Origin of the sequence: Xanthobacter variabilis (assembly GCF_043831965.2) — a bacterium.
In the GTDB taxonomy this organism is placed as follows: Bacteria; Pseudomonadota; Alphaproteobacteria; order Rhizobiales; family Xanthobacteraceae; genus Xanthobacter.
The window spans coordinates 3966462-3990369 of sequence record NZ_CM195533.1; the positions used below are offsets into that span (position 1 = coordinate 3966462).

Below are 23908 nucleotides of genomic sequence, written 5' to 3' on the forward strand. Positions count from 1 at the left end.
ATGCTGCAGGACAGGTAGCGACGCGGCTGGACGGCGCGCGCGGATCCGCGGCCGGCGAAACGCCGAGCGGTGTTCACAGCCATGGTCAATCCTCCTGCGCCGGGGCCAGACCAATGGGCCGCCTGCCGGCTTATCCTGTCCAAATCGCGGCATGCATCGGAACAGCACCCCGCCGCGTGCAAGGCGCTGGCATGAGACTTTACCGTCTCGCGGGCTGGTAGCCTCATGTCCCGCTCACCGACGGATCGTCGCCGATCAACTGCTCCAGCATCTCTATGGTGAGCTTGCGGAGTTCTCCATCCCCCTTTTCACGGAGCGGCTCGATGGCGAGGACCTCTTTCAGCACACCGATTCCCACCAGGAACGCGACCATCAGCGCGGCCCGGCGCGTGGACGGCGGATCCATCATCTCGGCAAATGGCACGATCAGCTCCGTGAGCAGTCCGTCGTGCATCACGTGCAACGCCTCCCGGCTGGTCAGCGAGCGCATGAAGATGTCAAGCGGCCCCACTTCTTCATGGGCGCGCGCGGCATCCTGCTCGAAGACCTCATCGACGAGTTTGGTCACGAACCCCTGACGGGTCTCGCCGCGAAACCGCTCCGGCTGGGCCGTGGCAAGCACTGCAGCCATCAGGAGGCTCTCCTTGGAGCCGAAGGAGCGGTGCACATGCGCGACATCGACACCCACGTCCGCTGCAATCGCCCGGAGTGTGGTGTCCTCATAGGATTGCCGCGCAAACCGCAGGATTGCTGCCTGCAGGATCTGTTCTTTCTTCGCCGCCGCAGCGAGCGCCGTCGATCGAGCCATCAGCGCCTCCTGACTTTCTCTGCCCATTCAACTTCTAAAAAACATCTTGATTTGCTCAACGCGTGTTGTCAATCTTGCGTCGCGGTGGCGGACAGGGTTTCGCGCCGCCGCACCCCCTCTGAAAGGACCGAAGCTATGACCTCGGAGACGGCTGCCATGGATGCGACGCTTGCGAGCTACGCCAACCTGCCTTGGGTAAAGGCCTGGAGCGCGGCGCCTGTTCAGGAATTCGGCACGGGCTGGAGCGCCGCGCTCAATCTCTTTGCGGATCGGCTGGAAGAGCAGGCCAGCTTCGTTCGTCAGATCTCACAATGCAACGACCCCGCAGCGGCGCTCCAATTGAGCGCGACCTACACCCAGAAGACCATGAAGCATCTTTGGGATGACAATACCGCGCTGTTCGAAGGCTGGCGCTCGAAGCTTGCCTCGGCGGCTACCGACCGCTGAGCGTTCCATAGGTTTAGGCGCCTTAATGGGGCGCCGCCGGCCCCACCAAGAAGGTCAAGGACCATGAACGAGCAGCCCTTCGGGATTTTCTCCAAAATGGCGGCGGATTTTTCGTCCTTGATCACAGCGGGGCAGGCCTACGCCGTGGATGCCGCCCAACGCGCCGTTCTTTATGCCGACGTCCGGCGCCAGCGGGGTGACCAATACCGCGCGCACTTGGCTGAGGCGGTGCCGAATGTACTCAATTTCCCCTCCGAGCTTGTTCTGGACGGCCGTGAGCTTGAACGGCCGGTGAATTACGGTCTGGTGCGCATTACCCCCGCGCCGGATCACCCTGTGCAGGCCGGCAAACGGCCCTTCGTCGTCATTGATCCCCGCGCCGGCCACGGGCCGGGCATTGGCGGGTTCAAGGCCGATAGCGAGATTGGGGCCGCACTCGAAGCCGGGCATCCTTGTTACTTCGTTGGCTTCACACCCAATCCGGAACCCGGCCAAACGGTGGAAGACGTGATGCTCGCGGAGGCGGCCTTTCTCGAGAAGGTCATCGCTCTTCACCCCGATTGCGAGAAGCCTGCGGTCATTGGAAACTGCCAGGCCGGCTGGCAGGTTCTGATGACCGCAGCCATGCGCCCAGACCTGTTCGGGCCGATCATCGTGGCAGGCGCTCCGGTGTCCTATTGGGCCGGGTGGAGGGGCAAGAATCCCATGCGCTACGCTGGTGGCATGCTGGGCGGAAGCTGGCTGACGGCCCTTGCCAGTGACCTTGGTGATGGACGCTTCGATGGCGCGAGCCTCGTGCAGAACTTCGAAAACCTGGATCCCGCCAATACGTTCTGGAAGAAAAACTACAACCTATACGCGAATATCGACACAGAAGCGTCCCGCTATCTCGGGTTCGAAAAATACTGGGGTGGCCACGTTCTCTTAAACGGTGCTGAGATCCAGTATATCGTCGATAATTTGTTCATAGGCAACAAGCTTTCGACTTCTAGCCTCGTTACGTCTAACGGGATCCGGATTGACCTGCGCAATATCCGATCACCAATCGTCGTTTTCTGCTCGAATGGCGACAATATTACGCCGCCACCCCAGGCTCTCGGGTGGGTCACGGATCTTTATCAGAATGAGAGCGATGTCCTGAGCCACGATCAGACGATCATCTACGCTCTGCATGACAGCATCGGGCACCTTGGCATTTTTGTTTCTGGTGCCGTAGGCCGAAAGGAACATAAGAAATTTGCCACCAACATCGAGCTCATCAACCTGATCCCCTCCGGGCTCTATCAGGCGGTGATCCAGGACGGGGCGCAGCAAGCCGATGGTCAGTCGGATCAATTCGTCATGGCTATCGAACGGCGGACACTCGATGACGTTCGAGCAATTGTCGCACCAACCCCCGAAAGTGACCGTCGCTTTGCCGCGGTCGACCGGATCTCACAGATCAATTTGAGTCTGTATCGCGATTTCGCCCAGCGCTGGGTTCGCGGGGTGACCACGTCGCAGTCCGCCGACGCGCTTCGCCGGCTGCACCCGCTGCGGATCTCATATGAATTCTGGTCGAGTCGCAGTCCGATGGCCCAACTCGTGAAGAAAGCGGCGGCCGATATCCGAGCGCATCGCAGCCCGGTGGCGCCGGACAACCTGTTTCTCAAGATGCAGGAGAGCTTTTCGGAAGCCATCGTGACGTCGCTGAATACTTGGCGGGACATTCGGGATACCGCCTGCGAGCAGTGGTTCGAATGGGTCTATAGCTCACCGGTGACCACGGCGCTCGCCGGGCTCGATGCGCACCGGGGCGAGCCCGTTCGGCCGTTTCCCGGCGTTTCGCCGGAGCATAAAGCCTTCGTTCGCGAGCAACTGGCTGACCTGCAGACCGAAATTGAACAAGGCGGTCTTCTCGAGGCCGGCATTCGGGCGCTCGTTTATGTGGGACAGGATCACCTGCAGGTTGACGAGCGCCAGTTCAATCTCGCGATTGAACTGGCTCCTGCTGTACGCGATTACGCACCGGACGTCTTTCGTAAAGTCATTCGGCGGCAGGCAGCTCTTATGCAATTGGATTTTCAGGCTGCGGTCGAAGCCATTCCACGTCTTTTGAGGCGAGCCGCAGAAGGCGACATTCGCAACGCCGCTAACGTCATTGCGCTGATCGAGCGCCTCGGGCCCTCACCATCCGGAAAGAGCCACTCACGTCTACTCGAGATGCTGCAGGTCTTTGAGGCTGCGGCAGTGACGGCCTCTCATTGAATATTATACGTAAGATCGCCGAAAAATGACAAAACCCGCGATCGACGAAGACCGCGCGAGACATGTCCGCGCGCATCTCTGGACTCCATTTCGATAAGCTTGAAGATCGCAAATTATAATGACTGACGGTGCTCGCAGTCTGTTTCGAATCCGAGGCGAGCCGCAGCTTTGTCGCAATGATCGAACCATCAAAACCGAATGGAGCTTATGATGTCGGAAAGTGCTGATGCGCATGCGTTTGTGAGTTGGGCCAAACAACGGCTCGACGAGATGGATGCCACCTTGGTGGCGCTGGAAACCACGGCCAGCCAGATTCGGTCAGGCGCTAAGACGGGGGTTGATCAGCTGATCGCCGACCTGAAAAGTCGCCGTGATGAATTCCGCGAGCAGATGAAGGCGCAGGCCGAAGGCGGCCAGACGGCGCTTCAGTCCTCGCGGGAGCAGCTCGAAGCGAATTGGAGTGCCTTTGAGGCGGAAATCGAGACCTACTTCGATGCCGTGGGCAAGGAAGTCTCGCGGCAGCAGCAAGCATTTGGGAATATGGCCGAAGCCCAGGTGAAAAACTGGCGCGAGGCGGCGGATATGGTTCTTAACACTGCAGCCAAGATCGCAACCGAAAAGCGCGCCGGCGTGGACGCAGCGGTCGCTCAGATGCAGGCGGATGCCCAAGTCGCTGAGACCCGGCTGCGTGAGCTGAAGCAGGCGGGCGAAGAATCCTGGTCGATATTGGCTTCGGCGCTGGCGGACTCGCGCAAGGCCTTTGACGCAGCCAGCGAGAAGGCATGGCACGCACTGAAGCACGCTTCCTCGCCGAAAGCATAACCGCGGGTAGCGGCAGATCCCGCAGGCGTGGAGAGAAATAGGGTGGCTGATCAAGTCAACGAGTTCGGCCGCCCGCATCCTGTTCCTTGGCTGGGAGGCATGGTCCCGCTAAGGCTTCGGAAGGATCACTCCCGAATGCTCCTCAAGCCACGATCGGCTTGGCCGGAGGGCGAAAATGGGTCCGTCGGGCTTACCACCTCAACGAAACGGGGTCTTGCGACCATCAGACACGCACCGTACATCGCGCTCGAACAGGAAGACCTCAAATTCTTCAGTCAGCATCCTCACTCTGGGCCAGCGCTTTGCACGCCCACGGTGAGTGCATCTTCGGCATGGCGAACCTTCGGATGTCTGGCGCAATAAGCGCGACACCCTCGCTCTTGAAGACTATTTTTGTAACGGCTGGGTTCCACCGCCCCTTAGCACTCAAATTTTTGTATTTCTGTTGTACTCGCGCTGAAATGAAAGAGATCATCTAAATTCGCGATATCAGCGTGCGATATGATAGAAGGCGCATCTCAATTCATGATCGGCACATCCCCTCGAGTTGGGATAGTTCTGGCAACAGCGGAATCTCAGCAAGAAGCATTTCGAGCACGGCTATGACAGGACCATCGAGGATTGAGGTGGTGCCCATTCCGCAGAGAAATTGGCTGCTTTTCTAAGCTTGGTTCTGGCGTGGGTTACGCCGCCATGTTGATCTCGCGCAGGCCGTATGGACCTCCTCCGGCGTTCTACAGCCGAGAGCCGAGTGGGGCCTCGTGCGATTGCAGTGGGTGACCCACCTGCCAATCCCCACCCGCGCCTCGGAACCGGTTTCGAAGGCATTGAGGGTAATGCACTCGTATTTCAGCGACCGCCAGAGGCGTTTGATGAACACGTTGTCCATCCACCGGCTGCGGCCATCCAGGGAGATCCGCACGACGGCCTCCAGCAGTACCTTGGTGAAGCGCGGGCTGGTGAACTGGCTGCCCCGGTCGGTATTGAAGATGCCGGGCCGCCCTAACCGGGACAAAGCCTCCTCCAGCGCCTCGATGCAGAAGTCTGCCTCCATCGTGTTGGAGAGCTTCCAGGAGAGAACTCTGCGGCTGTGCCGGTCCATGATGGCGATCAGGTCAGGCACCCGCGCCGCATCGGGATGTCGGTGATGTCGGCGCACCAGGCCTGATCAGGCCTGTCGATCGCCATATTCCGAAGGCGATAGGAGAAGACGCGGTGCTGGGGGTGCCGCACCGCGCTCTTCGGCTGCCGGTATAGATGGCGGGCCAGCCCCATGCGGGCCATGAGACGCCGCACGCGCTTGCGCGCGACTGCGAGCCGTACCAGGGCGTCTCGAGGAACTGGCCGTCGATCGCCCGGAGGGCGGCAACGGTCTCGGGGCTTTCGGTCCGCGGGCCGCCGTAGAATGCCGACCGGCTGACGCCGACCAGGGCGCATTGGCGCGTGATCGGCAGTTGTGGGTGATCCGGTTCGATCATGTCGCGTCTCGCCCCCACGCTCAGCGCCCGGAGGCCCGACGCTAAAATCCCCTTCCACCACAAGCTGGCCGATCTTCTCGTGGATTTGGTCGATCTCACCCTCGCGGGTGGCCTCGTCGGCTTCCGCATGGCCAGAGAACACCGCGGTCATGCCCTCGACCGCCGGTTTCTTCCAGGCGTTGATCATGGCCTGGTGGACGCTGTGTTGCGCCGCCAGCTGAGCCACCGTCCGCTCGCCGCGGATACCCCCCAGGGCCACCTTCGCCTTGAACTCCGCTGAATATCGCTTTCCCTTCCCCCTCATCGGGTTCGTCCTTCCGTCGGGCCGAACCAAGCTCACCCCCCTGTCCAGGTTTCGGGGACCACTCCAGGGCGACGTGGACGTGCTGGCCTGGAACAAAAAGACTGGGACGGCCTGGGCCATCGAATGCAAAAGGCGGCTTCTCGATCGGACAATCAGTGAAATTGGCGAGCGTCTCGCCGAATACAAAACGATGGGCACCCATCACAAGAAATGCACCCCGATTCGGAAGCATCTGGATCGTGTCGACGTCTTCAGAGCCAACCTTTCGACCGTGGCGTCGATAACCAAAATCCCTGTCGAAGACATCAAGCTGAAAGCCGCGGTCGCGACCGACAACATCGTACCCGTACAGTTCACCAAGACGATGTCGACCCGGGTGGATCGAACCTGCACTTTCCGCGACCTCGCCAAGCCGTTTGGTTCGTCGTGAGGCGGCGGAAGCCGAGGTATGCCAACGTCGCTATGGATGGGAAGCGCCCCCTACGGCGCACCACGGATAAGGGGGCCCCTGGCCGCTTTGGGTCGACAAGGGGGCATCTTCGGCAAGAAGATCGAAGGCAGTTTAGCGCCGAGCTTTGCCAGAACCGGACGTTTCGTAGTCGACCCCAACCCGGCCTCCTTCCACACTCTGTCACCAACGTCAGCTTTGCGCCAGAGGACTAAACCGCTGCCACGGTAGCGCCCCTGCATGATGGGCGTGCGGATGTTTTCGATGTGGCACCCGGCATAGGCGGGCGGACGATCGGGGGGGTCTCAACCTTTGGAGAGCCCCATGGACGCTTCCGAGCCCCCCACCAACACGCGGCCAGCCATCAGCCCGCTGCGCCAGCGGATGATCGAGGACATGACCATCCGCCGGTTCGGCGACCACACCAAGCGTGATTACATCAGCCGGGTCGCCGAGTTCACCGCCTTCCTCGGCCGGGCGCCGGATCAGGCCGAGCCCGAGGACCTGCGGCGCTACCAACTGCATCTGGCGAGCCTCGGCGCCAGCTATGCCCGCATGAACCTCGCCTGCACGGCCCTGCGCCTCTTCTTCCACGTCACCCTCGGACGGGCAGGGTTCGGCGACCGGATGGCGCGCATCCCGACGCCCGAACGCCTGCCCGTGGTGCTCAGCACCGAGGAGGTGGCACTGCTGCTCGCCCATGCCCCGAACCTCAAGTCCCGGGCCGCCCTCAGCCTCGCCTATGGCCGCGGCCTGCGGGTCTCGGAGGTCGCCCATCTCAAGGTCGCCGATATCGACAGCGCGCGCATGCTGATCCGGGTCGAGCAGGGCAAGGGGCGCAAGGACCGCTACGTGATGCTCGCGCCCGATCTGCTCGACCTCCTGCGCCGCTGGTAGAAGGAGCGGCGACCGCAGGGCCGGACTGTTCCCGGGCCGCGATCCCGGCCAGCCGATCACCACCCGCCAGCTCGACCGGGCCTGCAGGACGGCGGCCTCCGCCGCTCGGCTCGACAAGCGTGTGTCCATGCACACCCCGCGGCACAGCTTCGCCACCCGCCTGCTGGAGCGCAACACCGATATCCGCGTCATCCAGGTGCTGCTCGGCCACAGGAAGCTCGACACCACGGCCGTCTATACCCGCGTCGCGCTGAAGACCCTACGCGAGGTGGAGAGCCCGCTCTCCCTGCTGACGCCACCACCCCTGTAGTCCGTGCCGGTCCATGGCGCGGCCTGCGCTTGAGGTCGCGGATGCCGTGAACGCCCATGGCGACGCCTATGAGAGGGCGCATGCCGGGCATCTCGGCCGCGGCCAGCTGAAGGTGATGTCGGCAATCCGCTCCTGCCGCACGGCGGTGCTCGGCGGGCATTTGCCGCGCTGTACCGACTGCGCCCATGTGGAGATCGGCTACAACTCCTGCCGCAACCGGCAGTGCCCCAAGTGCCAGGGAGCCACGGCCCGGGACTGGCTGGCCGCCCGCCAGGCCGAGCTTTTGCCGGTGCCCTATTATCATCTGGTCTTCACCCTGCCGGCCGCGATCAGTGCCGTGGCCTATCAGAACAAGGCGACGATCTACGATCTGCTATTCAAGGCTTCGGCCGAGACGATGGCCACCATCGCAGCGGATCCGAAGCATCTTGGCACCCGCATCGGCATCACCGCCGTGCTCCAGACCTGGGGATCGGCACTGACCCATCATCCCCACATCCATGCCGTGGTGCCCGGCGGGGGCCTGTCTGCCGACGGCTCCCGCTGGATCGCCGGCCGGGCCCGCTTTTTCCTGCATGTGCGGGTGCTGTCCCGCCTGTTCCGGCGGCGCTTCCTCGACGGCCTTCGGGTGCTCCACGCCACCGGCCGGCTCGCCCTCTTCGGCGATCTCACACCACTGGCGGAGACGCCTGCCTTCGAGGCGATGCTCGCGCCCCTGCGCCGCGCCGAGTGGGAGGTCTATGCCAACCGCCCCTTCGCGGGACCCGCGGCGATGCTGGCCTATCTGTCGCGCTACACCCACCGCGTGGCGATCACCAACAGCCGGCTTCTCTCCAGGCATGCCCACGGAGTCACCTTCCGCTGGAAGGATTATCGCGCCCGGGCCCAGGCCACGGGCAACGGCGGGATCAAGGCCATGACCCTGCCGGCGGATGAGTTCATCCGCCGCTTTCTGCTCCATGTCCTGCCCAACGGCTTCCACCGCATCCGGCACCACGGCCTGTTCGCCAGCGCGGTCCGCGCCGCCAACATCACTAAGATCCGCGCGCTGCTCAAAGCGAAAAGTGAGAGCGCGCACCCGGCGTCTTCTGCTGAGCAGGAGAAAGCCGACGAGCGGCCGTGGTGCCCCTGCTGCGGTGGCCTCATGACCATCATCGAGACTTTCGCTCGCGGATCACTACCGCGGACCTGGTCCGCCGCCCCCATCAGGATCGACAGCTCATGAGCGCCGCTCCCGTTCCCCGGTATCAGGCTCTCGTCGCAGGCCATGCCATCTCCGGCATCGGGGCCGTGTGCGCTCTGTCAACGGAAAGGCCGCGCCCATCGTCATCGTGGCGCCGCAAAGACGTCGCCGCCGCGCGCCCCCCGGACACGATCGGAGAGGGTCGGCACCACCATGTGCCCGGATATCCGCCCCTCGATCGGTATCTTCCCCGTCGACGCGTGCCTCAAATCCCCATAGCACCGCGAAGACCTCAACCGTCGTGCAGGTCGGACCGCGGTTTCCTCCCCTGGAGGCTTTCCGAGGCCAGCCCGCGCGCCCAGACCCACCCTCGCGATCGGGCCGGCATCCGAAACCCTTCACAGCTTCGGACGTCGGCGTCGGAGCCGGACAACAGACGTTTAACAAGCAAGGTGGCCTGGCGCGATGGCGCCGCTGCCCCGGTCCCAGAGACCGGAGTTGTTGCCTGCCCCAACCTGAAAACGGCTGGCCGATACCGGGTTAGAGGCGAGATTCTTGAGGCCGAGGTATAGCGATCTCGGTCAGGCCCCGATCGTCCGCTGCGCCGCGGAGGACCGCAAACAGGTCAAGAGATCAGGACCGAATACCCATCTCCGCCGTGAACCGTGAGGCGCGCATCGTTCGTCTCCGTGATCGACGGACCTTCCCCAAATCTGGTGGAGAATCAGCAGCTCAGGCCGAAATGAACGGTATTCACCGGCTGGGAAAACTGAGCCTGATAGTGTGTCACCACCCAGGCCTAAAAACACGACCTGAATCACATTCCGCTGACGGTCTTTCTTGATGAAGCATCACACCGCCATTCTCACTTTCGCTTTCCTCGGATGCCTGCTGATCGCCTTTGCGCCGCAGGCTCACGCCGTGTCGCCTACACCAGTGGAGGGCGAAGGCGGCATGGTGGTCAGCGAGCAGTCCCTTGCCGCTCAAGTCGGTGCCGACATTCTGCGCCAGGGTGGCAATGCGATCGATGCCGCGGTGGCCGTGGGCTATGCGCTTGCTGTGGTGCATCCCTGCTGCGGCAATCTCGGCGGAGGCGGATATATGGTCGTTCGGCAAGCCGATGGCACATCGACCTTCATCGATTTCCGCGAGGCCGCCCCGGGCTCTGCGCAGGCGGACATGTATCTGGACAAGAACAGCAATGTCATTCCCGGTGCGAGCGTAAGGGGATGGCGGGCGGTTGCCGTTCCTGGTTCCGTGCTTGGTCTCGACACCGCGCTTCAGCGCTTCGGCTCCATGACACGCGCCGAGGTGATGGCTCCCGCCATCGCATTGGCCCGAGACGGCTACGTTCTTTCCCCTGGCGATGCCGCCATTCTGCGGGCCGGCACCGCGGATTTTCGCGCGGACCCCACCCTGTCCGCGATCTTCCTGAAGGACGGCGAGCCCCTGAAAGCCGGCGACCGCCTGGTCCAGGCGGATCTTGGCCAAACCCTTGCGGCCATTTCCGCTCAAGGGGTCTCTGCCTTCTATGATGGCGAGATCCCGCGCCGCATGGCCGCCGCGAGCGCTGTCGGCGGCGGAATTCTGAGCGACAAGGACTTCCAGGATTACAAGGTCCGTGTGGGGCCGCCCGTCCGATGCACCTATCGCGGCTATGAGATCCTGACCGCCGCCCCCTCGAGCGCCGGCGGGACCGCCGTGTGCGAGATCCTCAACATTCTGGAGGGATACCCGCTTTCGGACAGCGGCTTCGGCGCCGCCGACACCGTGCACCTTATGGCCGAGGCCATGCGCCATGCCTTCATCGATCGCAATTTTGTCCTGACCGATCCCGCCTTCGGCAGCAATCCGCTGGATCGGCTCCTGTCCAAGGACTATGCGGCTGCCATCCGCCGGCGCATCGATCCCCACCATGCCGACGCCTCGAAGCTGGATGATGCCGGCGTCGTGCTCCATGAGGGCACGGAGACCACGCACTATTCAGTGGCGGACGCAGCAGGCAACACGGTCGCCGTGACCACCTCGCTGAACGCCTATTTCGGCGCGCGGGTCATGGCACCCGGCACGGGCGTGCTGCTGAACGACACCATGGACGACTTCACCACCAAGATCAGCGGCGAAAACACCTTTGGCCTCGTCCAGGGCGCGCGCAACGCCATCGCTCCGGGCAAGCGCCCACTCTCCTCCATGAGCCCAACCATCCTCGTGCGCGACGGCAAACCCGTTCTCGTGCTGGGCTCGCCCGGCGGCCCGCGCATCGTCACCTCGGTCGTTCAGACCATCCTCAACGTCATCGACCACGGCATGAACGTGCAGGAGGCGGTGGACGCCCCTCGCACCCATCATCAATGGCTGCCGGACGTGATCTATGCCGAGCCCTACGCCCTCTCTCCAGACACGGTGCGGCTGCTGGAGGCGCGCGGACACAAGGTGGCGGTCCAGCGGCCGTGGAGCGCGGTGGAGGCAATCCAGTTTCCAACAGCGGCGCCCCCGAGGTCGCAGCATCCGTCCTCCGCCGCTGACACCGCGCGACTTTGGACGCCGGAGCCCGGCGCCATCTATGGGGCTAATGACAATCGCCGGCCCGCAGGAGCTGCAATCGCCCAATAAGCCGAAAGCTCCATGCACCAATAGGGGTCACGAAACAAAGCAAGCAGCTGTCTGATGCCAGGCGAACGCGCCAATGGCCGCACATTCGTCGAGGCAGACGTCGACGGCTGCACACCAGACGTCGTGCGCCGCAGCTTAGCCGATCCCGCGCGTCACTCTTCGACGACGATCGAGCTAGTCATCGAACTGCACTTGATCAAAGCCCTTGCCGGGATCCGACGTCCGCTCCTCCGGGCCGGCGACAGCATCACAAGGTGCCTCGATCTTGACCCAATGGGCGTGGGCCTCATGGAGACATCGTGCGCTTCCAGCGCGCCTCTATGAATTCCTTCGACCGGGTGGAGTACAGGCTCTGTGCGATCCCTTCGCGGCGGCACGGCTCGGCGATGCTGTCCTCGCTGCGCAGCCGGTCCAGCACGATCCTGATCTTGTCCTCGGCCGAGAAGTGCCGCCGTGTCCATCGGCGCATGTCCTTCACTACGGTCTCCACCGACGCCTTGGCCGGCGATTTGCGCAAGGAGGGTAGGCTTCGTCGTAGTGAGCTCCACGCCGCCAATGTCCTGGTCGGAGAGGGCGATAGCCCGTCTACGGCGACGTGGGTGAAGCCTGCTCCGTCCTCGCCCCGCTGATGCTCCAACTCAGCCTCTTCAGTCATCCTCTTGGCGGAGCGTGCCGTGAGGGGTGGCTGCTGGACTTCTCGGCGCCGTGGGAAAACACCGCGGCCTATGCCGCGGCCGGTCCGATCGGCGACTTCATCATGGCAGCGCGGATGTGGACTTATGCGACTGCATTTGGCGACCACGATGTCTTCGCCAACCGTTATGGGTATTTCCTGACGCAGCTAAAATACCTCAACACAGATAAAGAGTTTTTCATCCGAGCGGCTGGCGAGATGCGTGGTTGTCTCGAACGTGAGTGATGAACCTTCCTGCCGGAACCGGACTTTCCCAAGGTCCGTTCTCAGGCGGAGCCGCCGGCCTTGAGGCCCTGCCCGGCGAAGCTCTCGAACACGATTTTCGTGAGCGCGTTCAAGTTGCCGATGATCCAGGCAAAAAAGGCCGACGGCGAGCGTCTTCCTCACCAGCCTGCGCATCACATCCTCGTCGGCGCTCGAGGCCCAGAACAGGCCGGCGAGCGTGATGTCGAGGGCGATCAGGATGGAGGAGAAGCCTGTCACCTCGCCCTTGATCAGGCCGCGGCGAGACGAAAGACGGAAGCTGTCCCGGTGCTTCTAAAGGAAGACCTGATCGCCCCAGCGAGGTGTAGGAGGTCTACCGTCCTCGTGGCACGCAATTCACCGTAGGAGCCAGGGGCGCCAAGCCGCGCGTCTCATACCCTGTCGAATTTTGGGGCAGACGGGATTCGGATGCAGCTAGGGGCCGCGTCACGACCCTTCCAAGACGGCCAATCAGCTTCCAGCGTGAGGACAAAAACGGGCGTCTGCCACTCGATTGCCAAAACAATCCTTAGTTGTGATGGCGCACCCGACACGATTCGAACGTGTGGCCTCCGCCTTCGGAGGGACTACTGGTAGCTCCGTCGAAATCACGATGGAGCGCGAGATGATGCGCCATCATACTGTTATTGAAAAAGAATTTGTGGCACACGCTAGCCCAGGCTACGCTTCTCCTCGCTACCACTTTCTTCCCGTTGCTTACGTGGTGCTTACGCGAAACGGGGCGACCGGTGCGGAGGATCTCCATGGCTAAGCTCACCAAAAGGGCCGTCGATGCCGCGGAAGCCGGCGCCAAGGACTACGTGATCTGGGACGATGAGCTCCCCGGCTTTGGCCTCCGGGTTTTCACGTCCGGAAAGCGAAGCTACGTCCTTCAGTATCGGTCGGCTGGCCGATCACGCCGGTTCACGATCGGGCTGCACGGAGTGTGGACACCGGAACGCGCGCGCCAGGAAGCCAAGGCGCAATTGGGCCGGATCGCGCAAGGCGACGACCCGGCCGAAGAACGGCTGCTCGATCGGAAAGCACTCACAGTCAAGGAACTCTGTGACCTCTACCTTGCAGATCTGCAAGCGGGTCTCATCCTCGGAAAGGGTGGCCGCTCCAAGAAGCCGGGCACGATCGCCTCCGATCTCGGCCGCATCCACCGTCATATCGTTCCCCTCCTCGGCTCGCGTCGCGTCAGGGACCTGACGAAAGCCGACATTACGAAGGCCATGAAGGACATCATGGCAGGGAAGACGCGTGTCACCGTCATGACGAAGAACCTGCGCGGCAAGTCCATCGTGAGAGGCGGGGCCGGCACAGCTACGCGGACAATCGGTCTGTTGGGCGGCATCCTCACCTATGCGGTCGAAGCCGGGATTATCGAAACGAACCCGGCACACGGCGTGCGGCGGCCGAAGGACAATGTCCGCGCCCGGCGACTGAGCGAAGCCGAATATCGCGTCCTCGGCGACCTGCTCAACACAGCTTCCAAGAACGAGAACTACCGGATGTCTGTCGAGATCATCCGCCAGATCGCCCTCACCGGCTGCCGGCGCATGGAGATGGTAACGCTGCGATGGGATGAAGCCGATACGGCTTGCAGTTGCCTGCGCCTGAAGGATAGCAAGGAGGGACGTTCCGTCCGACCCATTGGGCTACCCGTGGTGGAATATCTGGAGAGGCGTCGGAAAGAGGCGATCGGAGATTACGTCTTCCCCGGCCGGGGCGGCGAGAGCGCATTCGGCAGCTTCCCCAATCACTGGGGGAAGATCTTCGCCAACTCGCCCTTGGCTGACATCAGCCCTCACGTCCTCCGCCACAGCTTCGCCAGCATCGCGAACGATCTGGGTTTCACCGAGGTCACCATCGCCGCCTTGGTTGGCCATGCGAAGGGATCCGTCACCAGCAACTACATCCATACGCTCGACACAGCTCTGATCATGGCCGCAGACACCATCTCGGGCTACATCCAGGGGCTGCTCGACGGAATTGAGTTCAAGCAGACTGCCTATGCGCTTGATCGAGGCTCCCGGAAAGCAGCGTTGGCCCGGTTTCTCCGGAGGGTCGCCGGCGATGAGGATGCAGAGTTGGACCAAAGCGGGCATCTTGCCGCTTAAGGTCGGCGGTCTGCCACGGACCGATATGCGCCCGCGGCGGATCAAAGAGCTTTCCGACCAGGAGATTCCTCGCTCAGGAGGCGGCCTCACGTATGCCAACGACCTGCCGTACTTCGCGCAGGACTGCATCTATGGCCGGGACAGTATCGACCTTGGACGCCTGAGCACGCTTGGCGGAACAGAGCCGTTCGGCTTCCGGACCGCGTTAGGCAAACGGTCCGTGACGACCCTTCCAAGAACCGATGCCACACCGTCGGCCCCGCACCCGCAACAGCTTGGAAATGACGGAGGGATGGTGCTGTAACGCCATTCAGAATCGCCAGGGCTTTGTCTGACGATCTCCTTACCGCAGCAAAGCCGCAAGCTGGCGCGTGACCATAGCCCTGAAAGATGCCCAGGGTGCTCCCTGCCCTTCCTGGACCTCACGTGCGGCGGGCGAAGGCGCTCGGCGGAAGGCCGGTCGCCTTGCGAAAGGTCCTGCTGAAATGGCTGAGATTGGTGAAGCCGGTCGCCAACGCCACCTCGGTCACGCTCTGGCCCTCGGCCAGCATATGAGCGGCCGCTTCCATCCGGACCTTCGTGAGATAAGCATGGATGGACTGGCCCACATGGGTGCGGAAGCCCGCTTTTAGGCTCTTCTCGTTCAGGCCGACCGCGCGGGCGAGACGGGCAATGGTCCAGGGCTCGTGCAGGCGCCCTTCGATCAGCTGCTGCGCCTCGGCGATCTTGGGAAGGGAGCGTTCGGCCCGAATGGCAGACTGGCCCGCATTGAGGAACGTGCCGACCACCACCGCAAGAAGCTCGAGGGCCTTGGCCCGGAGATAGAGCCGCCGGAGGTCCGGATGGGAATAGGCGCACGAGGTGATCTGGAGCGCCACCTGAAGCAGCGCCGCAGGCGCGGGAAAGCCCACCATCACGGCGCCGCGCTCCGGCACGCTGCGGTCGGTGAGAAGCGCGCCGCCATAGCGCTGCCATAGCGGGCCGCCCAGGCCCTGCAGCACGGCCGGTGCGAAGCGGACATCCATCATGCGCAGGCGCATGCCGCCGCGGATGGTGTCGATACCGCTGACGGTCTGATCGGTGGCGCAGACGACGGCCGTGCCAGGCGTGATCATCAAGGGCTGGCCTCCGTCAATCGCCAGCGTCCCCTCGCCATCCAGGAAGATGGAGATGGAAAAGGTCGGCGGCCCCTCCACCGCGATCACGGCGTCCTCCGGCGGCACGATGTCGAGCATGGCGATGGAGACCCCTTCACCGAGGTCGTCCACGCTCATGTGCCGCTCCCAGCCGAGAATCTCCACAGCGGGGGCAGCGGCTGTCAGCCAGTCCGCATACCCGGCCTGGGGGGGAACGGTCATCGAGGTTCGTCCGTCCATCGTCAGCGCATTCTCCCGCGAAAAGTCCCGGATCTGCAAACCTCAGCCCCCGAAAGCGTTAGACAGCTCCGCGCGACAAGCATAGCGAATGAAGAAGACAAGCGCGAACGGACAGGAATAGTTTAGAGATGCTCTTAACAACGCGGCGGAACCGGATCGCTTTGTCGATTTCACTTATTCCATCGATACTTGTTCCCAGTATCGGCTTTGCTCAGGATGCAAGCTCCGGGACGGGAGCCGAGATCAATCTCGATGAGATCACCGTCACCGCCAACAAGCGCGCGCAGGAGCTGGAGGACGTGGACGGCGCCGTCTCCGTGCGCACCGCGGACCAGCTTCGCGAGGCTGGCGTCACCACGGTCGCGGACCTGGAGCAGGTGTTTCCCGGCCTCGTCATCCGCACGCGCGGCAACCGCGCCTACGCCAACATCACCGCGCGCGGCATGTCCTCGCCGGACTATTACAATCCGACGGTGCAGATCTATGTGGATGGCGTCCCGCAGCTGCCGTCCGCCTTCACCCAGCCCTTGGTGGATGTGGAGCGGGTGGAGTTCCTGCGCGGCCCGCAGGGCACGCTCTACGGCCGCAACGCCTATGGCGGCGTGATCAACATCATCACCAAGAAGTCCGATCGCGGTCGGGTGGATCTCAGCCTCACCGCCGGGACGCCCGAATCCTGGGGCGAGCTGGCGGGTACGCTGCCTGTGGTGCCCGGGAGCACCTATCTCGACGTCGCGGTGAAGGCCGAGCACGCCTTCGGCTCGGTGGACGACATCTCCACCGGCGCCAGCAATATCGACACCTCCACCGACATGATCGGCCGCGTCGCCCTGCGCTACGCCCCCACGGGCGGCAATTTCGACGGCACCCTCGCCTTCAGCCGCGAGCACACGGAAAGCCACGAGGAACTCTACCTGCTTGATAACCAAGTCGGAAATCGAGCCTATTTCAGCACGCTCCAGGGGCCTGTGCCGCTGCTGGACCGCACCGTCTCCACGGTCTCAGCGACGGGCAACTGGCGCTTCGGGGACTTCAAGCTCTCCTCCATCTCCTCCTACCAGGACGTGGACATGACCCGCGACATCGCGGCCGGCCCCGGCCTGCTCATGTCGTTCCCGGAGACCGACGCAGCCTTCTCCCAGGAGTTGCGCCTGGTCTATGACGCCGGCGGACCGCTCACCTCCGTCATGGGCCTGTTCTACCAGCACGACGCCTTCACCCGGGAAGCGGACGGCTATTCGCCTTTTTACGGGCCCTCGCGCAATGCGGTGGACACCAACAGCTATGCAGCGTTCGGAGAAGCCACCTACAAGATCACCGAGAGACTGGACATCACCGGTGGCCTGCGCCTGTCCTACGATGAAAGCTCCATCGACTTCACGCGCTGGGGTGGCAATTATTACGGCTATTATGCCGGCAGCTTCACCAACTCGGCGAACTTCACCAGCCTCCAGCCGAAACTGGCGCTCGGCTACCAATTCACCGACACCACCCGCGCCTATGCGCTGATCTCGCGCGGCTACAAGCCGGGCGGCTTCAACCACGCCGTAACCTATCCGGACGACGCGGAGGCCTACGAGCCGGAAACCGCGTGGAACTATGAAATCGGTCTGCGCACGGCGACCCCCGACCGGTCCGTCGAGCTGTCCACCGCGCTCTATTACATCGCCTCCGACAACAAGCAGATCTATGTGGGCCCGGTGGGCTTCCAGGTGATCCGCAATGTGGGCGAGGCGGAGAGCTATGGCGTCGAGCTGGAGGCGCGCTGGCGCGCCTCCGAGCGCCTGAGCTTTGCCGCCACCGCCACCTATGGACGATCGACATTCACCGATTTCTCCGATCCCACCACCGGCCAGAGCTATGACGGCAACACCGTGCCCTACGCGCCCGACGCCACGGCCAATCTGTTCGCACGCTATCTCCTCGACCAGAAGCTCATCGACGGCACCATCGCGGTGGAAGGGGCGGTGCACTATGTGAGCACCACTTATTTCAACGAGGCCAACACCCTCTCCCAGCCCGCCTACACCACGGTGGATGCCGCCGTTGAGCTGGCCTGGACCTCGGGGGTCAGCCTGAAGCTGTTCGCGGAGAACCTCTTCGACGAGACCTACCGCACCTACAGCTACGCCTCGGGCGCCAACGTCTTCTCCAACGTCGCCCAGGGCCGGCTCGTCGGATTGACGCCGCGGGGCAGCTATTGATGGCCGAGATCCCGGCGCGCCAGCCGCTTTTCAAGATCCTTGCCGCCATCGGCGGTGTCTATGTGGCGCAGAGCCTGGTGGGCGGGCTCACCTTCATGGGCATTCCCGCGGTGCTGCGCGCCGAGGGCGTGCCGCTGGAAAAGCTCGGCCTCGTCTCGCTCCTCATGCTGCCCTGGGCGCTCAAGTTCCTATGGGCGCCATGGGTGGAGCGCTACCGGATCCGCCCCGACGGCGCGCGGCGCTCGCGGCAGGTGGTGGCGCGCGGCCAGCTTGCCTGCGCCCTCGGCCTCGCGGTCCTCGCCCTTGCGGGATCGGACAACACCCAGGTGCTGTTCACGCTGCTGGCCCTGGTGGCGCTCGCCTCGGCGACGGTGGACATCGCCGTTGATGCATTCGCGGTGGAGCAGCTTTCCGCCACCGACCGGGGATGGGGCAACGCCGCGCAGGTGGGCGGCGGCTATCTGGGCATGGTGCTGGGCGGTGGCGCCTTCCTGATGCTCGTGCCCCGGGCCGGATGGACGCTCGCCATGGCCATCATGGCCGGGGCCGTCCTGCTGCTGGCCACGCCCTTCCTGCTCGGCCGGGAGCCGACGCGCGCCGCTGGGGCGCAAGCCCACCGGCCCTCGCTCGCTTACGCCTTTCGCCGGCCGGACGTGCGGCGCGGGCTTCTCGTCACGCTCCTGTTCGAGGCGGGCGTGCGGCTGGTTCAGATGCTCGCCGGTCCCCTGCTGGTGGATCGGGGGCTCGATCTGACGGTCCTGGGCATGGTCAACGGCGCTGGCGCGGTCGGGGCGGGCCTCCTCGGCACGGCGCTGGGCGGCGCGCTGGTGCGGCGCCTGGGGGCGCAGAGCGCCGTTCTCGCGGCGGCCGGCGGACAGGTCGCCGCGCTCCTCGCCCTTGCCGGCGCCGTCACGGCAGGCGCCGACGTGCGCATCCTGGCCGGCCTGGTGGTGGTCAAGACACTGGCCATGGCCACCGGCTTCGTCTGCCTCTACGCGCTGCTCATGGGCTGGTCCTCGCTCAAGCAGGCGGGCGTCGACTTCACGGTGTTCCAATGCGCCGACGCCGCCGTGGCCGGCCTCGCCGGATATGGGGCCGCGCTCGTTGCCGGCCGCCTGGGCTATGGCCCTGCGTTTCTCGCTGCGGCCGGCATCGCGGCAGTGGGCCTCATGGGCATCCGCCTGCTGCTCATCCGCCAATCGCCGGGCCTCTCCCACCCCGTCCTTGAACCGAAGGTGTAATCACCATGCCGTCCGTCGTCATCTCCGGAGCCGGCGTCGCCGGCCTCGCCGCCGCCTGGTGGCTCTCCCGTGCCGGCTGGCGCGTCACCGTGGTGGAGCGCGCCACTGACCTGAGGTCGGGCGGCTACATGATGAGCCTGTCCGGCCCCGGTCATGCCGCCGCTGCGCGGATGGGCCTTTTGCCGAAGCTTCAGCCCCTTGCCTACCACGTGAACGAGAACGTCTACCGGGACCGCAAGGGCCGGGAGGTGATGCGCCTCCACTTCCAGGAATTCATCAAGGGGCTCGACTATCTGGTGATGCGGCGCACGGACCTGATCGACGCCTTGCGCTCCGACCTGCCCGCCAGCGTGGACGTGCGCCTCGGCACCACCATCCAGGATGTGGAGGACGGCGCGGACGAGGCCCGCGTCACCCTCTCGGACGGCGCCACCTGCAATGCCGATATCGTGCTTCTCGCCGACGGCATGCGCTCCGCCTTGCGCGAGCGCCTGATCGCCCCGGCAGGGGAATGCCTGAAGCCGCTCGGCTATCGCTTCGCCGTGTACGAGCTGACGGACCGCCTCGGCCTCGGCGCCGATTTCGTCTCCTATACGGAGCCGGGTCATATTGCAGAATATTACACCCTCGCGGAAGGCCGGGTCGCGGCGCTTCATGTCTGGCATTCCCAGGCGGCGGGGCCGGTGCCCGCTTCGGAGCGCTGGGGCCTCATCGAGGCGGTCTGCGCCCGCAGCCATCCGGCCGTCCATGCCCAGCTCGCCGCCGCGCGAGCGGAAGGCGCGGCGGTGCTGGTGGACGATTTGGCCCTGGTGGAGCTGCCGCGCTGGTCGAAGGGCCGCGTGCTGCTGCTGGGCGACGCGGCCCACTGCCTCACGCTCATTTCCGGCCAGGGGGCCGGCATGGCGCTGACCTCGGCGGCGATCCTGGCCGATGCCTTGTCCGGCGCGCCCGTGGCGGACGCGCTGGCCGAGCACGAGGCGCGCCTGCGCCCCTCCATCGCGCGCCTTCAGGACCGCAGCCGGAAGATGGCCGGCATGTTCGTGCCGCGCTCGCCGGTGGCCTTCGAGCTGCGCAATTTCTTTATGCGCCATGTGCCGCGCAAATGGATCGGGCGCTACTTCATCAACGCGGTCAATGCCGAGATCCTTGCGGCGCAAGGGCCCGCGGCAGAGGCGGGCTGAAGCTCACTGAAGAAGGCTCGGCGCCACCAGCGCCCGCGCCCTCAGCTTCAGCACCGGCCGCGACATCAGCACCGGCAGGAGATGCCGGCTTAGCCACAAGCCACCACGGCTGCGCGGCACATAGCTGCGCGCGGAGGCCCGTGCATGGCGCTGCACCGACGCGATGACGGGCCGCAGATGCGCCTCCCATCCCTGGAGCACGTCCGCGAGGGTGCCTTGCCCCAGCCGCTCGGCAAGCAGGAAGGCGCCAGCCATGGCCATGGAGGCCCCCTGCCCCGAGAGGGAGGAGAGGCACCAGGCCGCGTCGCCCACCAATGCCACCCGGCCGCTCGACCAGTTGGGCATCTCGATTTGGCACAGGGTGTCGAGATAGGCCGCGTCCCAATCCACATCGCCATCGATGAGGCGACGCAGCACCGGCCATGTGCCGGCGAAGGCCGCCGCGACCGTGCGATGCCGCGCGCCGGGCTGGACCACCCCGACCTCCTCGCTGCGCCAGCACAGGAGGGTGGAGAGCTCCTGCGGCCCGGACTGATAGAGGATCGCCTGCCGCCCCACCTCCATATAGCCCTCATAGGGCGGATCGAGTCGCAGATCGGACCCCATGCGCCATGCGGCGCCGCGATAGCCCAGGGGCCGCGCGAACGCCGGCCTCGGCCCGAAGGCGAGGGTCCGCAGCCGGCTGTTCGTGCCGTCCGCCCCCACCACCAGATCGAAGCGGCCCTGCCCGCCATCGCTGAAGCGCACATCCACGCCAGCGGGATCCTGGCTGAGCGCCGTCACCTCGATGCCGAAGCGCGGCCCGCAATGCCCCTCGGCGGCAAGAGCCTCGGCGAGGAGGCCGACAAGGGTGTCCCGCGGCACGTGGAGCATCTTGCCGCCCGTGAGGTCCGAGATGACCTCCTGGCGGAACCGGAACAGCTCGCGCCCGGAGGCGCCGTCGCGATAGACCGAATCGGCGGCCGGCAAGGCCCGCCGGCGCAGCTCCGCCAGGATGCCGAGCCGCTGCGCCACGTCCCAGCCATTGGCCTGGAGGCTCACCACATAGCCGCCGGTATTGAGGCTGGGCGCCCGCTCGACGAGCGTCGCCTTGACGCCCCGGCGCGCCAGACCCAGGGCGAGCGCCAAGCCCGCCGGCCCGGCGCCGACAATGAGGATGTGCATGGTGGCCTCAGAAGCGCGCGCGGGCCTGGACGCCTATCATGCGCGGATCCCCGGGCGCGCCATAGGGGCCGTAGCCGTTGTCGGTGGCCACGGTGTAATAGTCCTGGTCGAACAGGTTGAGCGCCACGAGATAGACGCTCCAATCCTTGGCCTCGACGCCGAGCCGCGCGTTCACGATGCCGTAGGCGTCCTGCTCGATGGTGTTGTCCACGTCGAAATAGAAGGACGAGCGCCAGTTCCAGTCCACCCGCGCGACGCCGTTGAGCTGGGCGGTGAGCGGGCGGGTATATTGCGCCGACAGGGACACGGAATATTTCGAGGCGAGCGGCTGCCAGTTGCCATCCGCATTGCCGCCGCTCTGGGAGGCCGGCGCATCGATGAAGCGGGCGTCGAGGAAGCCGAGGCCCGCGAACAGCTCCAGCCCTTCCATGGGCCGCGCCTTGATCTCGATCTCCACGCCGTAATTGCGGGACTTCGGCGCATTGGCGATCCACACCGAATAGCCGTTGAACGAATAGATCTGCTGGTTCCGCCAATCGAAGTAGAACAGGGAGGCGGAGACGTCGAGCTTGCCGTCGAGGAGCGAGGCCTTCACCCCGCCCTCATAATTCCAGGCGGTTTCCGCGTCGTAGGAAAGGTCCGCCGTGGGCGCGAAGGACAGGTTGTAGCCGCCCGCCTTGTAGCCCCGCGAGACGGTGGCATAGGCCCGCACCTTGGGGGCGATCTCGTAGGCCAAGCCGATCTTGGGGGACAGGTCCGTGCTGTCCATGGACTGGGACAGCTTCTGCGCTGGGGCACCAAGAGTCACGCCGGAAACGTTGGATTGGTGGTCATAGTCGATCTCGCGATGATCGTAGCTGAGGCGGGCGCCGGCGAGGACGTCGAGCTTTTCCGTGAGGTGCCAGGTGGCATCACCATACAGTGCGGCCGACCAGCCGAACAGGTTGGAATTGGTGCCTTCCTCATAGCCGGCCGGCAAGGTCGGCTGGCCGGGATAGAAGCTGTTGGCCGGCAGCGCGAAGTTGAAGCCCGTATATTCGTAGCGCGTGTCGTCCGAGCCGAAGAAGAAGGTCCCGACGGTCCAGTCCAGCGTGGCGTTGGGCTTGGCGACAAGGCGCAGTTCCTGGGAGGCCTGCCCGTAGTCACGGGTGAAGCCGTTCTGCCGGAAGGGGGATGGCGTGAAATCGCCGCCCTCGCCCTCCCCTTCCGCGCCGCGCCAGGCGGTCACCGAGATGAGATCGACGCTGCCGGCATCGTAGGTGGCCTGAAGCGAGGTGCCGTAGCTCGAGATGCTGGAGACGTAAGGGATGGCGGCGTTGTAGCCGTCCTGCCAGACGGTGCCGAAGGGGCCGCGATTGCCCCGGCTGCCCTGGTCGGTGGCATAGTCCGCCGAGAACAGCAGCTCCAGCGCATCGCTCGGACGCCCCACCACCTGGATGCGCCCACCGCCGTCCTTGGCGCCGTCATACTCCTCGCCGTCCGCGAGGTTCGGCACCCAGCCGTCCGAATAATCGCCGAACGCCACGGCCCGCACCGCAAGGTCGGTCCCGAGAGCGGCATTGACCACGGCGCGCCCTTGTAGGGTCATGTCGGTGCCGAAAAGCACGTCGAACTTGGAATAGGTGGCGTCCAGCTCCGGCCGGGCGCTGCGCACATTCACCGCGCCGGCGATGGCGTTGCGGCCATAGAGGGTGCCCTGGGGGCCCCGCAGGATCTCGATCTGGTCGAGATCGACCATGGTGAGGTTGAAGGTTGCGTCGTTCCCCACGAACACGCCGTCCCGATAGATGGCCACCGTGGGATCGGTGCCGAAGGCGGTGTTTGAAACGCCGCGGATGGAGATGACCGAGGCGTCGTTGCCGCCGCGCTGGCTGCGCATCAGCGTGTTGACGCTGGCGTCGAACGCATCCTCCAGCCGCTCGATGGTGCGCGCCTCGATGTCCTTTTCGGTGAAGACGCGCAGGCTCGCCGGCACATCCAGGAACGGCTGGGCTCGGCGCATGGCCTCGACGGTGAGCTCGTCGAGTTCGATGGTCGCCTCCGCCTCCTGTGCGGCGGCGGTCGCCGGCAGAGCGATGGCGGCAAGAAGGACAGTCAGGCGTGAGGCGTGGGCCATTGGTCGAAA

Annotated in this window: 17 protein-coding genes and 3 pseudogenes; 13 read left to right on the forward strand and 7 right to left on the reverse strand. The window is 64.6% G+C overall.

Annotation, left to right across the window (positions count from 1 at the left end; all coding sequences use genetic code 11):
- Nucleotides 1–223 precede the first annotated feature (223 nt).
- Nucleotides 224–808 carry a TetR/AcrR family transcriptional regulator gene (locus V5F26_RS17240; protein WP_234052425.1) on the reverse strand — a complete coding sequence of 195 codons (585 nt, stop codon included), beginning with the start codon at nucleotides 806–808 and terminating at the stop codon, nucleotides 224–226.
- Between the two features lie 135 nt (nucleotides 809–943).
- Between V5F26_RS17240 and V5F26_RS17245 the strand changes: the two genes are divergently transcribed.
- The 3 genes from V5F26_RS17245 to V5F26_RS17255 all read left to right on the forward strand — a co-directional run bounded on the left by V5F26_RS17245 (nucleotide 944) and on the right by V5F26_RS17255 (nucleotide 4324).
- Entirely contained in the window at nucleotides 944–1255 is a 312-nt protein-coding gene (locus tag V5F26_RS17245; RefSeq protein WP_394947291.1) for a hypothetical protein, read from the forward strand.
- 63 nt (nucleotides 1256–1318) lie between these two features.
- Nucleotides 1319–3502, forward strand: coding sequence for a DUF3141 domain-containing protein (locus tag V5F26_RS17250; RefSeq protein ID WP_394947290.1), 2184 nt, complete (start codon nucleotides 1319–1321; stop codon nucleotides 3500–3502).
- Between the two features lie 207 nt (nucleotides 3503–3709).
- Nucleotides 3710–4324 (forward strand): sll1863 family stress response protein, encoded by a 615-nt coding sequence (locus V5F26_RS17255; protein WP_394947289.1) that lies wholly within the window; start codon nucleotides 3710–3712, stop codon nucleotides 4322–4324.
- A gap of 661 nt (nucleotides 4325–4985) precedes the next feature.
- On the opposite strand, the pseudogene V5F26_RS17260 reads toward V5F26_RS17255, so the two are convergent.
- Nucleotides 4986–6106: pseudogene (locus V5F26_RS17260) on the reverse strand (IS3 family transposase).
- A 73-nt stretch (nucleotides 6107–6179) separates the two neighbouring features.
- Between V5F26_RS17260 and V5F26_RS17265 the strand changes: the two are divergent.
- The 5 genes from V5F26_RS17265 (at nucleotide 6180) to ggt (ending at nucleotide 11557) form a co-directional block, all read left to right on the forward strand.
- On the forward strand, nucleotides 6180–6536 hold the full coding sequence (locus V5F26_RS17265) for an anti-phage protein Upx-like protein (RefSeq protein ID WP_394947288.1): 357 nt from the start codon (nucleotides 6180–6182) through the stop codon (nucleotides 6534–6536).
- Nucleotides 6537–6878: 342 nt separating this feature from the next.
- Nucleotides 6879–7451, forward strand: a complete 573-nt coding sequence (locus tag V5F26_RS17270) for a site-specific integrase (RefSeq protein ID WP_394947287.1) — start codon at nucleotides 6879–6881, stop codon at nucleotides 7449–7451.
- Nucleotides 7452–7506: 55 nt separating this feature from the next.
- A complete protein-coding gene (locus V5F26_RS17275) occupies nucleotides 7507–7761 on the forward strand; it encodes a tyrosine-type recombinase/integrase (RefSeq protein ID WP_509210561.1) in 255 nt (84 codons plus the stop codon).
- A 13-nt stretch (nucleotides 7762–7774) separates the two neighbouring features.
- The gene (locus V5F26_RS17280) at nucleotides 7775–8986 is read left to right on the forward strand and encodes an IS91 family transposase (RefSeq protein ID WP_394947286.1); all 1212 of its coding nucleotides are present in this window, start codon (nucleotides 7775–7777) and stop codon (nucleotides 8984–8986) included.
- Nucleotides 8987–9787: 801 nt separating this feature from the next.
- Nucleotides 9788–11557, forward strand: coding sequence for a gamma-glutamyltransferase (ggt, locus tag V5F26_RS17285; RefSeq protein ID WP_394947285.1), 1770 nt, complete (start codon nucleotides 9788–9790; stop codon nucleotides 11555–11557).
- A gap of 301 nt (nucleotides 11558–11858) precedes the next feature.
- Here ggt and V5F26_RS17290 read toward each other — a convergent pair.
- Nucleotides 11859–12026: pseudogene (locus tag V5F26_RS17290) on the reverse strand (transposase); the annotation flags it as partial.
- Nucleotides 12027–12185: 159 nt separating this feature from the next.
- On the opposite strand from V5F26_RS17290, the gene V5F26_RS17295 reads away from it, so the two are divergent.
- Nucleotides 12186–12476: a hypothetical protein gene (locus V5F26_RS17295; protein WP_394947284.1), complete on the forward strand. Its 291-nt coding sequence runs from the start codon at nucleotides 12186–12188 to the stop codon at nucleotides 12474–12476.
- Between the two features lie 44 nt (nucleotides 12477–12520).
- On the opposite strand, the pseudogene V5F26_RS17300 reads toward V5F26_RS17295, so the two are convergent.
- Nucleotides 12521–12767 (reverse strand): annotated as a pseudogene (locus V5F26_RS17300) (type IV secretion system protein); the annotation flags it as partial.
- Nucleotides 12768–13258: 491 nt separating this feature from the next.
- On the opposite strand from V5F26_RS17300, the gene V5F26_RS17305 reads away from it, so the two are divergent.
- Entirely contained in the window at nucleotides 13259–14617 is a 1359-nt protein-coding gene (locus V5F26_RS17305; RefSeq protein ID WP_394947283.1) for a tyrosine-type recombinase/integrase, read from the forward strand.
- 422 nt (nucleotides 14618–15039) lie between these two features.
- On the opposite strand, the gene V5F26_RS17310 is transcribed toward V5F26_RS17305, so the two are convergent.
- Nucleotides 15040–15975, reverse strand: a complete 936-nt coding sequence (locus V5F26_RS17310; protein ID WP_394947282.1) for an AraC family transcriptional regulator — start codon at nucleotides 15973–15975, stop codon at nucleotides 15040–15042.
- A gap of 179 nt (nucleotides 15976–16154) precedes the next feature.
- Here V5F26_RS17310 and V5F26_RS17315 point away from each other — a divergent pair, with 179 nt between their 5' ends.
- From V5F26_RS17315 to V5F26_RS17325, 3 genes are read left to right on the forward strand one after another with little or no spacing between them, the layout of a single operon-like run.
- The gene (locus V5F26_RS17315) at nucleotides 16155–18197 is read left to right on the forward strand and encodes a TonB-dependent receptor (protein WP_394947281.1); all 2043 of its coding nucleotides are present in this window, start codon (nucleotides 16155–16157) and stop codon (nucleotides 18195–18197) included.
- Complete coding sequence (locus V5F26_RS17320) at nucleotides 18197–19438, forward strand: MFS transporter (protein WP_394947280.1); 1242 nt, start codon at nucleotides 18197–18199, stop codon at nucleotides 19436–19438. The genes V5F26_RS17315 and V5F26_RS17320 overlap by 1 nt, the downstream gene beginning before the upstream one ends.
- Before the next feature lie 5 nt (nucleotides 19439–19443).
- Entirely contained in the window at nucleotides 19444–20619 is a 1176-nt protein-coding gene (locus V5F26_RS17325) for an FAD-dependent oxidoreductase (RefSeq protein WP_394947279.1), read from the forward strand.
- Between the two features lie 3 nt (nucleotides 20620–20622).
- On the opposite strand, the gene V5F26_RS17330 is transcribed toward V5F26_RS17325, so the two are convergent.
- Together V5F26_RS17330 and V5F26_RS17335 are read right to left on the reverse strand one after the other, a co-directional pair.
- Complete coding sequence (locus tag V5F26_RS17330; protein ID WP_394947278.1) at nucleotides 20623–21783, reverse strand: FAD-dependent monooxygenase; 1161 nt, start codon at nucleotides 21781–21783, stop codon at nucleotides 20623–20625.
- A gap of 7 nt (nucleotides 21784–21790) precedes the next feature.
- A complete protein-coding gene (locus V5F26_RS17335) occupies nucleotides 21791–23899 on the reverse strand; it encodes a TonB-dependent receptor (RefSeq protein ID WP_394947277.1) in 2109 nt (702 codons plus the stop codon).
- Nucleotides 23900–23908: the final 9 nt, after the last annotated feature.